Origin of the sequence: Trichlorobacter sp. (genome assembly GCF_034008105.1) — a bacterium.
Classification (GTDB): domain Bacteria; phylum Desulfobacterota; class Desulfuromonadia; order Geobacterales; family Pseudopelobacteraceae; genus Trichlorobacter.
Window position 1 is genome coordinate 18,178 of sequence record NZ_JAVEPN010000012.1, and the last position, 13,070, is coordinate 31,247.

Consider the following 13,070-nt stretch of genomic DNA (forward strand, 5'->3'; position numbering starts at 1 on the left):
CGTTCGCCTGAGCTCACTCAAGGCGCGGAGTGCACGAAGAAGGACGATAACCTATATGATTCTCTTGGTGGTACAGCTTTAACCCCTCAGGTTACGGTTTTGCCTTTCTTCGCGGCCTTTGCGTCTTAGCGAGAGGCAACGTTGTGGTTGTGTTGTGCGAGAAACCAGGCATAGGTCCGTCGAATGCCTTCTTCCAGCCCTATCGTATGTCGCCAACCCAGGTTGTGCATCCGTGTCACATCCTGCAGTTTGCGCGGCGTGCCGTCTGGTTTGCTGGTGTCGAACACAAGCCTGCCAGTATAGCCGACCACCCGTTGCACCGTTTCCGCCAGTTCGCGGATGGTGACATCTTCGCCCGTGCCAAGATTGACAAAACAGGGCTTCGGGTAGCTGAGCAGCTCGGACTTGATCTGGTTAGCGGGCAGCTGCATCAGGTGCAGGCAGCCTGCGGCCATATCATCCACATAGAGCAGTTCGCGGCGAGGGGTGCCGCTGCCCCAGATAACAACTTCAGGGGCATTGCTTTGTTGTGCTTCATGGAAGCGGCGGATCAGGCCCGGCAGCACATGGCTGTTTTCAGGATGGAAGTTATCACCCGGGCCGTAGAGGTTGGTGGGCATGACTGCAATGAATTGTGTGCCATATTGCCGGTTGTAGGCCTCACACAGCTTGATACCGGCGATCTTGGCGATGGCGTAGGGTTCGTTGGTCGATTCCAGTGGGCCACTGAGCAGGTACTCTTCTTTCATCGGTTGGGGGGCCAGCTTGGGGTAGATGCAGGAGGACCCAAGGAACAGCAGCCGTTTCACACCCTGTAGATAAGCTTGATGAATGACGTTGGTCTGGATGGCGAGGTTGCTGTAGATGAACTCGGCCGGATAGCTGTTATTGGCGTGAATGCCGCCCACCTTGGCCGCAGCAAGGAAGACGTAGTCAGGCTTGTGTTGCAGAAAAAAGCTGGCGACGGCCTGCTGGTCGGTCAGGTCGAGCCCGGAGCGGGCGGGCGTCAGCAGGTTGGTGAAGCCGTGGGCCTGCAGGTTGCGCACCAGGGCAGAACCAACCAGGCCGCCTGCGCCGGCCACGAAGATGCGGGATTGCACGTCCATGCGGCTAGTTGCCCCCGTTTCTCAGGGCGCGCTGGGCCGATTCCAGGGTGTTCTGCAGCAGCATGGCGATGGTCATCGGGCCGACGCCGCCCGGCACCGGGGTGATGGCAGAGGCCCGTTCGGCAGCTGCGGCATATTCCACATCGCCTACCAGTTTCTTCTCTCCCACCCGGTTGATGCCGACATCGATCACCACTGCACCGGGCTTGATCCAGTCGCCCTTGACCATCTCGGGCTTGCCCACGGCGGCGATCACCACATCGGCCCGGCGGACCACCTCGGCCAGGTCCTTGGTGCGGGAATGGCAGATGGTGACGGTGGCATGCTTGGCCAGGCACATCAAGGCCACCGGCTTGCCGACGATGTTGGAGCGGCCCACCACCACCACTTCTTTGCCGGTCAGGTCATAGCCGATCTCCTCCAGCATGACCATCACACCGTAGGGGGTGCAGGGCTGGAAGGTGGGCTTGCCGATGGCCAGGCGGCCGACGTTGTAGGGGTGGAAGCCGTCGGCGTCCTTCAGCGGTGAGATCGCCTCCAGCACCTTGTCGGTATCGATCTGGGCCGGCAGCGGCAGCTGCACCAGGATGCCGTGGATCTTGTCATCGTTATTGAGCTGGTCGATCAGGGCCAGCAGTTGGGTCTCGCTGGTGTCGGCCGGCAGTTCATGGTCGGAGGAGTGCATGCCCAGCTCGATGCAGAGCTTTTTCTTCATGCCGACGTAGACCCGGCTGGCCGGGTCATCACCCACCAGCACCACCGCCAGGCCGGGGGTGACCCCTAGGGTCTTGAGCTGTTCAACCTGTCCTGCAATCCGGCCGCGTACCTTGACGGCGATCGCCTTGCCGTCTATCACCTGAGCTGCCATGTTGATTTCCTCCCAGAGACACGTAAAAAGTGGCCCTATGATACGTGTCAATCCGCTGCTTGTAAAGGTCTTGGGCTGGACGATGGTGTATTCAAAACGCAAACATCCCCTGGCAGGGGCTGCCAGGGGATGGGGGAAGCAGGGTTCCGACGCACGGCCGGAAAGCTTAGATGCCTCAGCCGCCGGCCGAGCAGGCAGCTGGTTTGGCGCCGCCACTCTTGGCGCAGTAGCCGCTGTCGTACCAGCCGTCGCCTTTCAGACTGAAGGCGGTCTGGGAGATCATCTTCTCCACCGGGCCGCCGCACTGGGGACACTCGCTGGCCGGGGCGTCGGAAAATTTCTGGCGCAGTTCAAAACGGTGATTACAACTGGTGCATTGGTATTCGTACATCGGCATGGAAAATCGCCTCCTTTGTGTATATCCTTTTTTGAATATAGTTATTCGTTCACCGCTTTGTCAAGGGGGCGCAGGAAGACCACCAGAGCGCCGCCACCGCCCAGCTCCCGAGGGGCCGGGGCGTACTCCAGCACCAGTCCGCGTCCCTGATCCCGCAGCCAGCCGGCCACCGCCTGCTGCAGCACCGGCCCATCAACCGAGTGCAGACCCTGGCCGGTGATCACCAACACCGCCTTTTCAGCCGCCTGGCGCGCGGAGGCGAGAAAGGCCGCCAGGGCTTCTAGAGCCTCTTCGCGGGTCAGTCCGTGCAGATCAAGCTGACGGTCCAGCCGGATGATGCCCCGTTTGACCTGCCGCAGCCGGTTGCCGGCCAGCGGGCGCAGTTCATCATCCTCCGGCAGACGGTCCTCGAAGCGGACGTCCAGTTTGAGCTTGTCCAGCTCCTGCAGAAAGGCCCTGCGTCCGATGACTTCGTCACGGGGTAAGGCCGGAGTGCTCTTGGAGACATCACTGCGTGGCCTGCTCGGGGGGGCGGCTGTTTTTTTCTGCTTGGGCTGGGGCTGACCGTCCAGCGGCCGTACCCCGGCCATGGCCTGGCGGAACAGGTGGTCTGCCGTCTCTTCTGATCGCGGTGGCGGGGGTGCCACCGGCTTGGCCGGCTCGGGCCTGGCCGGTTCATCTATGGTCAGCCGTTTCAACGCCTCGAAGGCGTTGGTGCTGAACGGCTTTTCTTTTACAGCCGGTTGGTCCTTTGTTTTTTTGCGGGCCATAGTCTCTGGTGCTCCGTTGCTCTGTGTTTCAGTCAGTTGTCAGCGATAGATCAGCCAGGGGACCAGCGCCGCAGCCAGCACCAAGAGTGACGGCGCCACCAGCCGGTGGTAGACCTGGACAGTGTCAGCGCCGAAGAATTCGCGGGTCAGCACAAAGCAGAGATGCACCGGCGAGAGCATCACCCCGGCAAAACCGCTGGCAAAGGCCAACGCCTCCAGCCAGAGTGAGGGGGTTGGTGTGCCCATCAACGGCAAGAGCAGTGGGAAGGTGATCCCCACGTAGCCCACGGTCAGGCCGGTCATCAGGCCGGCGATGAACGGGATCAGCGCCACCAGCAGCGGTATCGGCAGCTGTGAGGCAACAAAGAAGGACGAGATACCGGCCAGGGCGCCGGTGGCCCGCAGCACCTCCTGAAAGATCATGATCCCTGCCACCAGCAGCAGCGCCTTGGCTGAGAGGCTGGCTGCCAGCGTCGTGAGTATCTGGCCGGGCCTGTAGCGGTGGGCCAGAAAGAGGGTGACGATGCCGCCGCCTAAGGCCACCACCGGGCTGACCTTGAAGGCAACCACCAGCCCCAGTGAGATCAGGATCGGGGCGGCCATCAGCAGGAAGGTGCCGAATTGGCGCAGGCGGCCGCCTGCTGGTTCGTCCAGCGCGGTCTGTTGGGCTGCCGGGATGTCCCGGAAGCAGAACCAGGCCCCGCCCAGGGTGACCGTGAGGGCGAAGGGTAGATGGGCCACAAACAACTGTTGGGTGCTGAGGCCGGTCAGGCCGGCCGCCAGGATGATGCCGGGGTAGAGCGGCGAGATATATTCCCAGATATGGCGGTACCAGTAGTTGATCAGTGCTTTCTGTTCGGGGCTGATCGTGGTCCCTTTTGCCGCTTCACCCACCATCGGTGCCGAAAAGACGGCACCGCCCGGTGAAGGCAACATGCCGATCATGGCCGGCAGCGCGGCCATCACCACCCGTTGGTCGGTGAGTGCCGTCGACAGTGAGGAGACCATCCGTTTGAGCATGCCGGTGGTGCGCAGGATATGTTCCATCACCATGGTCAGGGCCAGGGTGGCGGTCATCTCCAGCGACTTGGGCGCGGCCAGCGCCTGCCAGACTGCCTGGCCCAGTCGGGGCAGCGGCAGCAGGTAGAGTAGCGCCAACAGGCCGGCGCCGATCGGCATTACGGCGGTCATCGAGACCTTGCGCCGCAGCAGCCAGACGATGAAGGCCAGCACCAGGCCGGTTGTCAGCAGATCACGCATGGTGCCGGGTCACTCGCCTGGGGTCGCTTTTTGACTGACGGAGGTGAACAGCATATCCAGCACCGCCTTCTGGCGGGCTTCGTGCTTGTTGAGTACCGCCAGGCAGCTGCCCATCGGGCAGTGCTCCCGCAGGTAATCGGGGTCGCGGCTGGAGAGGATCACGATCCGGTTTTTGTCGATGCCGGCCTGCACGGCAAAGGTCAGCAGCTTGCGGCCATCCATGTTGGGCATCTCGAAGTCGATCAGGATCAGGTCATAGGCCTGCTGGGTCAGGCAGGACAGGGCCTTGAGCGGATTATTACAGACCGCGACCTGCAGGCGGGGGTAGTTTTCAGCGATATAGCCTTCCAGGATCCGGGTAAAGACCGGATCATCGTCGATCAGCAACAGATTGCCAGTTCCAGTGTTCATTTGAGTACCCTCGTGACCATGCCCAATACCTGAAACGGTACCGTTAATTCAAGTTCATGGGCCACCTTCAGATTCAGCACCAGCTCGATCTTGCGAGGCTGGCTGATGCCCAGCTGTTCGGGGCGGGCCCCTTGCAGCAGCCGCACTGCCATCTGTCCGCCAACCTGACCCTGTTCAGCCGGACTGACCTCCAATGAAACCAGCGCTCCCCGTGCGGCCCCGTCAGGCAGGGTGGTGGCGGCGGCCACCCGGGCGCTGTGGCAGCGGGCTACAATCCGGTCAAATTGTTTGCAGACCACACTGCTGTCGGTGATGATTAGGCTGTCTACCTTGGTCAGCAGGGCGTTGGTGGCGCTCTCCACCGTTGCCGGCGAGCCGGCATTGCCCTCCAGCAGGCTGATATCCATCTGGCGTGCGGTCCGGCGCAGCTCCTCCAGTTGCAGCACTGAACCAACCTCTCGGCTGTTGTAGAGGACCCCTACCCGTTGTTGGGGGCGGATCTCCTGCAGTACCCGCAGCAGGGTCACCATCGGCACCCGGGCCGTGATGCCGCACAGATCGGTGGATGATGCGCCTTCAGCCAGCACCGCATCGACCGCCACCACCGGCAGCCCATCGCCTTCTTTAAGGGCGGTGGCCACGGCCGAGGCGCCGTAGGCCACAACCAGGTCGGCGCCATAGGCGGTCAGCTTACGCATCGCGTTACCCCAGGACTGCGGGTCCGGGTTGGGGGTCTGCACGATGATCTCACTGGAGGCGTTGATGCCGTGGGCGGCAAGCACCTTGATCAGCTGGCGGTGGGTCTCGCGGTAGCGCGGCAGGTCGCTGGACAGCAAGGCGCCGATCACCCTGCCGCTGGCCGGCGTTGAGGAGGGCAGCAGCATCAGCAGCAGGAGCAGCAGGGCTATGGAACGGAGCAGGGCGGTCATGGCAGCGGCGTCACCAACGGGCCTTCAGTGACAGCAGGGTCTGGTGCAGGTCGGCGTCGTAGCGGCGGTCCTGGCCGCGGTAGGCGCTGAAGCGGTACTCCAGCAGGCAGCCCAGGTGGGGGGTAAGGCGCCAGTCCAGCCGGCCCGAAGCGGCTGTCTCGGTGGTGTCCAGCCTGCTGTCGGTGCCAATGCCGGCGGCCGAGGACCAGGAAGGAACCTGAAAACGAGCCTGGGAACGGGTCTGATGCAGGCCGAGGCCGATGTCCAGCCGGTCGTTGGCGGCGTAGGCACCTTCCAGGCCGTAGACGTGGGCCTGGGAGGTGTAGCTGGTGGCCGTGCGTGTTGTGGCATCGGCGGGATTGAAGAGGGACGTCTGGCGGGCATCGAGCCCAAGCCAGCCGTAGGTAACGGTCAGCACCAGCCGGGACTGGGGGCTGAACCAGACACTGCCGCCGGCGGATTGGTGCAGGCTGTCCCGCGGGGTGGCAATCTCGCGTATCGTTGGTGCAGTAACGGTACTGCGTTCGTCGTTGCGGTCGGCTATGGCACGGTAGTGGGCCGAGACCCCCCAACGTCCGGTGCTGCTCCAGTCCAGCAGCAGATTGCCGGTGTGGCGATCGTCAAAACCATAGAGCGGGGTGGGCTGACTGTTGGCGGTGTAGCGATAGCTGGCATGGAATCGGGTGGTGCGCAGGGGGCGCCAGAGGACCGCCAGCGTGCCGCTGTGCAGCTGGTTTGCGTCACTGCCCAGCGAGGACGTCGCCGCGTCCCAGACCTGGTCACGGGAGATCAGTTCCGCACAGTATTCGCCGCGGAGCATCAGGCGGGAAACAGGTCGCCAGGCAGCGGAGAGGCTGACCGCATCCTTGGTGGTGCTGGTTGCTGGCTGTACCGCAATGATGCCGGCGCTGTAGACGGAGCCGACCAGCCCGGGGGTGTCCCGGTCGACCTCGCGGTGGCGGTAGCGCAGGGCCATCGACAGCTGTGGCAACGGTGTGTAGGAAAGGTCGCCTGAGATCTGCTGGATGGTGTCGCGGGGCTGGCTGGAGCGGTAGAGGTCGCTGCGCTGGCTGGTGTTTTCCCGCTGGCTGATGCTGTAGGCAGCAGTGGCGGTCAGCCCGCCGCTGAGATTGGAAAAGGCCTTGGCGCTGTGGGTAGTGACGCGGCCCTCGGCCGGTACCATGACCGCGGCCGGCAAGCTGCTGATGGTGAGTGGCGTCGCCTGATTGTTGAAGTCGCGGATGCGGAAGCTGTAGGCCAGATTCACGGGCCCGAGGTTGGCATCGACTCCGACACGGGCCTCGTTGGTGGCCTGATCAATCCGACGGGCAACGCTATAGAAGGTGTTATTGGGGAAGGTAACATCGCTGACCACCCGCTGTTCGCTGCCGGAGCGGTCAAAGCGCCAGTAGCCCAGCGAGAGGTGGGCCGGCAGGTGTCCCAAGCGGACCCGGGTATCGACCCGGCTCTGACGGGTAACCAGTTCCGGTTCACCAGGGGTGCTGTCGGGCACGGCGGTATAGGTCATAAAGGGCGCTGTGGTACTGGTAAAACTCTGGAAGAGCGGTTCCCTGATCAGATTGTGACGGAGGCTGCGGCTCTCCAGGTCGACCCGTACCATGCCGGCGTAGTCAAAGAACAGCTCTCCCAGGTAGTCGTCCGGGTGCAGGAACTGGCCGGCGGCACGTAGCTTCTGCTCTGGGCCCAGCAGTCCCAGGGTGAACGCGGCGGCTGCGCCGGAGCGGTTGACCCCGTAGGGGTTGACCAGGGCCGCCGAGCCGCTTGAGCTGGCCATGCGGTAGCCGCCGCTGAGGGAGCCGGTGAACTGCTGCTCTGCCGCAACCTCGGGGTGCTCTGCTGCTGGTGGTGGCTCTTCGGCTGCCAGGCGACGGGTACCGGCCAGGCAGAGCAGGATGACCAGAACGGTGATACAGGTGGTAGCTTGAGGCACAGTCCCTCCTTTCCTAGCGTCGCAGGCCGCTCGGCGTGTCACTGCCATGGATCATGCTGTGACAGTCGGTACAGCGTCGGGCAAACACCGCCTTTTCACGGGGATCGCTGCTGAGCAGTCCTTGATGGCTGCTGGGATGGCACTGCAGGCATAAAAACGGCATGGCGGTCGTCAAAAGGGGTCTGCTGACCGAGCCATGGGGGCTGTGGCAGGCGGTGCACTCCTCGGTCACGTCACCATGCTCAAAGATAAAGGGGCCGCTCTTGTCCATGTGACAGCGGGTACACATATCGCGGATGGTTTCGCCCCGCAGCATCTTCGGCTGGGTCGAGCCGTGGGGGTCGTGACAGTCAAAGCAGTCCATCCGCTTTTCGCGGACCGGGTGGCGGGAGGAGAGGTTGAACTGAGTCCTGACATCGGGGTGGCACTGGTAGCAGAGCTCGGCCATCTGGTCGTGGCTGACCTTCTGATTGGGGCCTTCGTGCAGGCGGTGGCAGGAAAAACAGCTGACATCATGCTGGGCGTGGATGCTGGTGGGCCAGTGGGCCAGTCCGGGACTGGAGGCGCTGCTGTGGCAGCGCAGGCAGACCAGCGATTGGGCCTGGGTTGGCAGTTTTTTCAGGTCCAGCAGGGTGCTGCTTTCGCATTTGGCCTTGTCGCCATGCAGTCGCTTGGCCTCGGCAACGTTGGCAAGGGCCAGACTGCCCGGTCCATGGCACGATTCGCAGTTGACCAGCGGCAGTCCGGTTTCGGGTTTGATCTGTTCGCCGTGCACGCTGTGCCGGAAGTCGTTGGTCAGCTTGTCATGGCGGTGGCACTGGGCAACGCAGTTGTCGGTGCCAACGTAGTCCGCATCAATCCGGCCGACGATCAGCTTTTCGTACTCGGCCACCGGCAGCAGCGGCCGCGAGACCTTGCCGTTGCAGGCGACCAGCGTCATCAGGGTCAGCAGAGAGAGGAGGGCCAGCTGTCGGCCAGGAAAACGATGCACGCGAAACTCCTTAACCGTTGAAAAACAGGTAGGGTGAACGGTTGGTGAACAGCTCCCGTCGTCGATAAATCAGGTGGCTGACCCAGGCGATGGCCGCTACCGTGGCCAGGTTGGTGATCACCAGCGAGAGCTGATCCACCGGTGCCCCTTGCACCCGTTCCAGCTCCTGGCGAGGAAGCCACACCAGGGTCACCAGGGTGTTGGCGATCTCAAACAGGTTGTAGCTTAAGAGCAGGTACCAGGTCAGCAGCTGACGCTGCCATAGGCCCAGGAACAGGTACAGGCAGCAGAGCGAGTTGGCTGCGATGAAGATCCGGGCAGCGGTATCTTCCAGCATCAGGCCGAACAGGGCGATCGGCTGGCCGTAGCTGCCGATGCTGACCAGCAGCAGAAACAGGTACAGACCGGTCAGCATGATCAGCGCCTGGGGACGGGCCTGCTCGTCTTCGGGTAACTGGTCAGTTGCCAACAAAGTGCTCAGGCCTTTTTCTTGTGCATGTCGCTCAGCGCCACACAGAGCACGATCACCAGCAGGATGAAACCGACAAACAGCCAGTCAGCCAAGCTGAATCCGAACATATCAACACCTCCCGCCAGCCGGAGCTGTCACCAGCAGCTCCCGCTGAAACTGTTCCAGCAACCCGGCGACTTCCGCCATCGGAAACTGGTCGCAGAAAACCTGATCGGCAAGCACGTCTTCGATGATCGCAACGGTTTCAAGGAGATTGTCTTGACGCAGTTCCAAGGCCACCGCCAGGGCGGTCAGGTAATCCACCGGCGGTACCTTGGGCAGCTCCGCCCGACGGATCGCCTCGATCCGTGCCTTGAGCCGCAGCTTTTCCGGCTCGCCGCAGCGGGGCAACAGCGGTTCCCAGACCGCCAACGCCTGCTGGTAGTGGCCCAGCACGTAGTGGGCCTCGCCGAACTGGTAGGCGGTAGCCAGATCCTCCGGTTCGAGTTCCAGTGAGCGGCTCAGGTGTTTCTCGGCTCCGTACCAGGCCTGCACCGCCAGGTGCAGGGCATCCAGCCGGGTACCCTTTTCCATCAGGGTGCGGCCGATCTCGCGCCACAGGCCGGCATTGGCCGGCTCCATCAGGGCCATGATCTTGAGCAGGGTTATCTTGCGATCCAGGTAGGGGGTATCCACCTGCTTGGCATCCAGCATGATCGCCTCGCCGCCGATCTCGGCGATGATATGGGGATAGGCCTGCTGCAGCACGGCGGCGTAGCGGGCGGCGAAGGTGCAGTCCGGGTTGATGCGCAGTGCCTGGAAGATGCCGCGTCCCACCTGGTCGTAGTCCGGTGTGCCGGACTCCACCACAGCGCGGTAATCTTCATCCAAAAGCGGCAGCGGCAGGTCGTCCCAGGCCAGGTCCACGGCGCCGTCGCGGCCGGTCAGCCGGTAGCCGGCCGCTGGTTGGAAATAGCTGATCCCCGCCAGGGGGGTCGGTTCGAGAGTGGTATCTGCTGCGGCTGTCACTGCGCCTCCTGTTCACGTCCGGGGAAGGTGTTAATCCCGGCGTCGGTCCCGATCATCTTGTAAATCTGCACGCCGTCCCACGGCTCATCCAGGATGCCGTCGTGGATGGCCCAACTGCGGCCCCGCACGGTACGCTCCATGCCCGGCATCCGGAAGGGGCTGGAGCCGTCCAGCCGTTTGAACAGCCGACCACCGGGCTGGAATGCACGGTCGATCTCCAGCATTAGCCGTTTGCCGGTCAGATAGTCAAAGCCGTAGCGCTCGTAGCGGATGGCGTTGTCGTAGGAGAGCGGCTCGGCAATGATCATCTCCATCCCCAGGCGGTCGGTGAACCGCTCCAGTCGTGGGAAAAAATCACCGAACAGGCGCAGGCCCCGTCGGGTCTGGTTGGGATAGAGGCCAGCGGCCATCGCCCGCAACTCCTCCGGCAGGTTGCGGCCGTGGGAAGTGAAGTAGTTTAACGTCCCGGCTTCGGTCACGTCAACCGCAAAGCGCGGCGCCGTGGGGTCGGCTATGATGCAGAAGGCGAACTCCATCTGGTGGTACTGGCTGTCGGCCAGCTCCACAAAGAAGGTGGTGTCGGGCGCCTCCGGCCGGTGGCGCACCTCGATCCGCACCAGACCGAGACCATCCGGCGCGATGACCTGCACCAGTCGCTGACCGTCCAGGTTGCAGAGGGTCTGCGGGTCGATCTGCAGCAGGCTCAGCAGACGGGGTGGCAGCAGGCCGGCATAGACCGCCTCTTTCTCTGCTACCGGCAGGCGGTTGATGGCGGCCAGGGTAGTCAACAGCTGGCCGTCATGATCCTGCAGTGGTTGGTTAGCGGGTAGCTTGGCCATGGTCAGAGCTTCCGCGCCAGGTCGCCACCGATCAGGACCGGGAAGACGGTCTTCCTGATGGCGGCGATACTTTTTTCAAGCGCGTCCAGGGCCAGCAGCCGATCATGGGGATCGGCCCAGTGCAGGGCGTCCAGCAGCATACGGTGGGGGTAGCCCCGCTCATGGATCTTGGTGACAAAGGAGGCCGGCAGGCGAGGGGGCAGTTCCACGCCGTTCATCGCTGCCCAGGCGATGGTCCAGGCCCGGGCGGTGTTCATTAGGTCGTAACCGCCGCCCCCCAGCGCCACCCAGGGGATCTTGAGCGCCTGCAGCTTGCGCATGATGTAGGCGTAGCTGTGGGTGGTGATCTCAAGGCGGGTCAGGGGGTCGGTGCGGAAGGTGTCGGCCCCGATCTGGGCCACGATGATATCAGGGTTGAAGGCAGCCAGCAGCGGGTAGACCACCTCGTCGAAGGCCCGCATGTAGAGCGGGTCGTCGGTGTGGGCCAACAGCGGCAGGTTCACCGTGTAGCCCTGACCCCGGTCACTGCCGGTCTCGTCCTCGAAGCCGGTGCCGGGAAAGAAGTAGATGCCGCTCTCATGCAGCGAGATGGTCAGCACCTGGTCGCTGTCGTAGAACGCCTCCTGCACGCCGTCGCCGTGGTGGGCGTCCAGGTCAAGGTAGGCTACCCGTCTACCCTGGGTAAGCAGCCAGTTGATGGCGATCACCGCGTCGTTGAGGTAACAGAAGCCGGAGGCACGCGAGGCGTGGGCGTGGTGCCAGCCGCCGGCCAGCGAGAGTACCGCGCCGAACCCTTCCTCGGCCACCAGGCGGCAGGCCTCCAAGGTGGCCCCGGCTCCCAGGGCGGCGTAGTCGTAGAGCCCCTTGAAGACCGGACATTCGGCATCACCCAGGCCGAACAGAAAGTCGGCCCGCGGCTGGTCAGAGGCGCTGAACTCCTTGAGGCGGGCCAGATAGGCCGGGCTGTGGAAGGTGAGTATCTGCTGGTCGCTGACCGGGCGGCAGTCGCAGCGCCGGGCGTTGGGTAGCTTAAGCAGGCCGTAGGCCTCCATCAGCTCCAGGGCCAGACCATAGCGGTGGAGTTTGAATGGATGGTCATCACCGTAGCTGTAGGCATCGAAGGCAGAAGAATAAACCAGGGCGGTGGGGTGGACAGCAGACACGGCAACTCCGGGCGGGAGGTGTCCCGCAGCAGTCAGTCTAGATCATTTGGCGGATTTTACAAGGCTTAGGCGTAGGCGGAGAGGGCCGCAGCCGCATCGGGTCGGCTGGTGGCTGACGGCTGCAGGGATGTGTAGCTGGTGGTGCCGGAAGCGGTGGTGCCGTTGGCTTGGACGGCCGGGTCGGCATAGGCCTGTCGGGCTTGGGTCTGCTGCTGGGGTGATGCCGCATCGTCTTCGGCCAGTGGTGATGCGGCCTGCAGTTTCTGCTGTTGGGCCTGGGCCATCTGGCTGGCGGCCTGGGCTGCCACGGCCCGGTCCTGGCCTGAGGGGTCGGCCGGTGCCAAGGCGGCCCGGATCACCTGCTGCATCTTGCTGATGGTCTCCTGAGGGGTCTTGCCGGGCGACATATCAATCTGCACCTCGCCGCCGGTGATGTAGCTGCGGCCGTCCGGTCCCTGGGTGTAGCTGTAGGAGGCGGAGCTGGCCAGATTGCCGCCGGCAGCCTTGTGGGCCGCCTCGTGGGCCTTGACCTTCTCCTCAGTCTGTTTCAGCCTGGCAACGACCTGTTTGACCTGGGGATCTTCAACGCTCTTGCCGTCGGGGGTGGTTGGTTCCCCCGGTTTGGGCTCTTTGGCGGCAGGCTCGCTGGTGGAGGGCTTTTCTGTGGTGCTCGGCTGGCCTTGCTGGTTCGTATCAGGGCGTTGGCCGGACAGGCTGACCCGGTCTTCGGGCAGCCTGATCGCTTGGCGTTCGGCGGGCGTTCCCGTAGTCTCCACAGCAGCTGCTGGTGGTGTCTGGCCGGTTGGGTTTGGCGGCAGTGCGGAAGATTGGTGCGCCCTGCCGTATCCCTGACCACTACTGACGATGCTGAGGGGGTCCATCGTTACCCGCTCCTTGCCTCACGG

14 protein-coding genes are annotated in these 13,070 nt (G+C 63.5%); all 14 read right to left on the reverse strand.

Translation table 11 applies throughout. The features are described 5' to 3' along the window. Positions 1–125: 125 nt before the first annotated feature. Complete coding sequence (locus RBQ93_RS08505) at positions 126–1,106, reverse strand: GDP-L-fucose synthase (RefSeq protein WP_320371679.1); 981 nt, start codon at positions 1,104–1,106, stop codon at positions 126–128. Positions 1,107–1,110: 4 nt separating this feature from the next. Continuing rightward, positions 1,111–1,974, reverse strand: a complete 864-nt coding sequence (gene folD / locus RBQ93_RS08510; protein ID WP_320371680.1) for a bifunctional methylenetetrahydrofolate dehydrogenase/methenyltetrahydrofolate cyclohydrolase FolD — start codon at positions 1,972–1,974, stop codon at positions 1,111–1,113. A gap of 175 nt (positions 1,975–2,149) precedes the next feature. Next, the gene (locus RBQ93_RS08515; RefSeq protein ID WP_320371681.1) at positions 2,150–2,371 is read right to left on the reverse strand and encodes a zinc ribbon domain-containing protein; all 222 of its coding nucleotides are present in this window, start codon (positions 2,369–2,371) and stop codon (positions 2,150–2,152) included. Positions 2,372–2,412: 41 nt separating this feature from the next. Then, positions 2,413–3,141, reverse strand: coding sequence for a Smr/MutS family protein (locus RBQ93_RS08520; protein WP_320371682.1), 729 nt, complete (start codon positions 3,139–3,141; stop codon positions 2,413–2,415). Between the two features lie 39 nt (positions 3,142–3,180). Next, positions 3,181–4,401 carry a DUF401 family protein gene (locus tag RBQ93_RS08525; RefSeq protein WP_320371683.1) on the reverse strand — a complete coding sequence of 407 codons (1,221 nt, stop codon included), beginning with the start codon at positions 4,399–4,401 and terminating at the stop codon, positions 3,181–3,183. A gap of 9 nt (positions 4,402–4,410) precedes the next feature. Then, complete coding sequence (locus RBQ93_RS08530) at positions 4,411–4,812, reverse strand: response regulator (RefSeq protein ID WP_320371684.1); 402 nt, start codon at positions 4,810–4,812, stop codon at positions 4,411–4,413. Next, positions 4,809–5,741, reverse strand: coding sequence for an ABC transporter substrate-binding protein (locus RBQ93_RS08535; protein ID WP_320371685.1), 933 nt, complete (start codon positions 5,739–5,741; stop codon positions 4,809–4,811). The genes RBQ93_RS08530 and RBQ93_RS08535 overlap by 4 nt, the downstream gene beginning before the upstream one ends. Before the next feature lie 10 nt (positions 5,742–5,751). After that, complete coding sequence (locus RBQ93_RS08540) at positions 5,752–7,692, reverse strand: hypothetical protein (protein ID WP_320371686.1); 1,941 nt, start codon at positions 7,690–7,692, stop codon at positions 5,752–5,754. A gap of 13 nt (positions 7,693–7,705) precedes the next feature. After that, positions 7,706–8,632, reverse strand: a complete 927-nt coding sequence (locus tag RBQ93_RS08545; RefSeq protein WP_320371756.1) for a DmsE family decaheme c-type cytochrome — start codon at positions 8,630–8,632, stop codon at positions 7,706–7,708. A 61-nt stretch (positions 8,633–8,693) separates the two neighbouring features. After that, positions 8,694–9,152 (reverse strand): hypothetical protein, encoded by a 459-nt coding sequence (locus RBQ93_RS08550; protein ID WP_320371687.1) that lies wholly within the window; start codon positions 9,150–9,152, stop codon positions 8,694–8,696. A 111-nt stretch (positions 9,153–9,263) separates the two neighbouring features. Next, positions 9,264–10,163 (reverse strand): hypothetical protein, encoded by a 900-nt coding sequence (locus tag RBQ93_RS08555; RefSeq protein ID WP_320371688.1) that lies wholly within the window; start codon positions 10,161–10,163, stop codon positions 9,264–9,266. Next, positions 10,160–11,002, reverse strand: coding sequence for a hypothetical protein (locus tag RBQ93_RS08560; RefSeq protein ID WP_320371689.1), 843 nt, complete (start codon positions 11,000–11,002; stop codon positions 10,160–10,162). Before RBQ93_RS08560 ends, RBQ93_RS08555 begins: the two co-directional genes overlap by 4 nt. Before the next feature lie 2 nt (positions 11,003–11,004). Then, the gene (locus RBQ93_RS08565; protein ID WP_320371690.1) at positions 11,005–12,165 is read right to left on the reverse strand and encodes an acetoin utilization protein AcuC; all 1,161 of its coding nucleotides are present in this window, start codon (positions 12,163–12,165) and stop codon (positions 11,005–11,007) included. 65 nt (positions 12,166–12,230) lie between these two features. Then, the gene (locus RBQ93_RS08570; RefSeq protein ID WP_320371691.1) at positions 12,231–13,046 is read right to left on the reverse strand and encodes a putative metalloprotease CJM1_0395 family protein; all 816 of its coding nucleotides are present in this window, start codon (positions 13,044–13,046) and stop codon (positions 12,231–12,233) included. Positions 13,047–13,070 lie beyond the last annotated feature (24 nt).

Excerpts from the sequence above, each read along its gene's own strand:
- RBQ93_RS08520 (WP_320371682.1), bottom strand. The coding sequence starts at position 3,141 with ATGGCCCGCAAAAAAACAAAGGACCAACCGGCTGTAAAAGAAAAGCCG.
- RBQ93_RS08535 (WP_320371685.1), bottom strand. The coding sequence starts at position 5,741 with ATGACCGCCCTGCTCCGTTCCATAGCCCTGCTGCTCCTGCTGCTGATG.
- RBQ93_RS08515 (WP_320371681.1), bottom strand. The coding sequence starts at position 2,371 with ATGCCGATGTACGAATACCAATGCACCAGTTGTAATCACCGTTTTGAA.
- RBQ93_RS08560 (WP_320371689.1), bottom strand. The coding sequence starts at position 11,002 with ATGGCCAAGCTACCCGCTAACCAACCACTGCAGGATCATGACGGCCAG.
- RBQ93_RS08570 (WP_320371691.1), bottom strand. The coding sequence starts at position 13,046 with ATGGACCCCCTCAGCATCGTCAGTAGTGGTCAGGGATACGGCAGGGCG.
- RBQ93_RS08505 (WP_320371679.1), bottom strand. The coding sequence starts at position 1,106 with ATGGACGTGCAATCCCGCATCTTCGTGGCCGGCGCAGGCGGCCTGGTT.
- RBQ93_RS08530 (WP_320371684.1), bottom strand. The coding sequence starts at position 4,812 with ATGAACACTGGAACTGGCAATCTGTTGCTGATCGACGATGATCCGGTC.
- folD (WP_320371680.1), bottom strand. The coding sequence starts at position 1,974 with ATGGCAGCTCAGGTGATAGACGGCAAGGCGATCGCCGTCAAGGTACGC.
- RBQ93_RS08545 (WP_320371756.1), bottom strand. The coding sequence starts at position 8,632 with ATGACGCTGGTCGCCTGCAACGGCAAGGTCTCGCGGCCGCTGCTGCCG.
- RBQ93_RS08525 (WP_320371683.1), bottom strand. The coding sequence starts at position 4,401 with ATGCGTGATCTGCTGACAACCGGCCTGGTGCTGGCCTTCATCGTCTGG.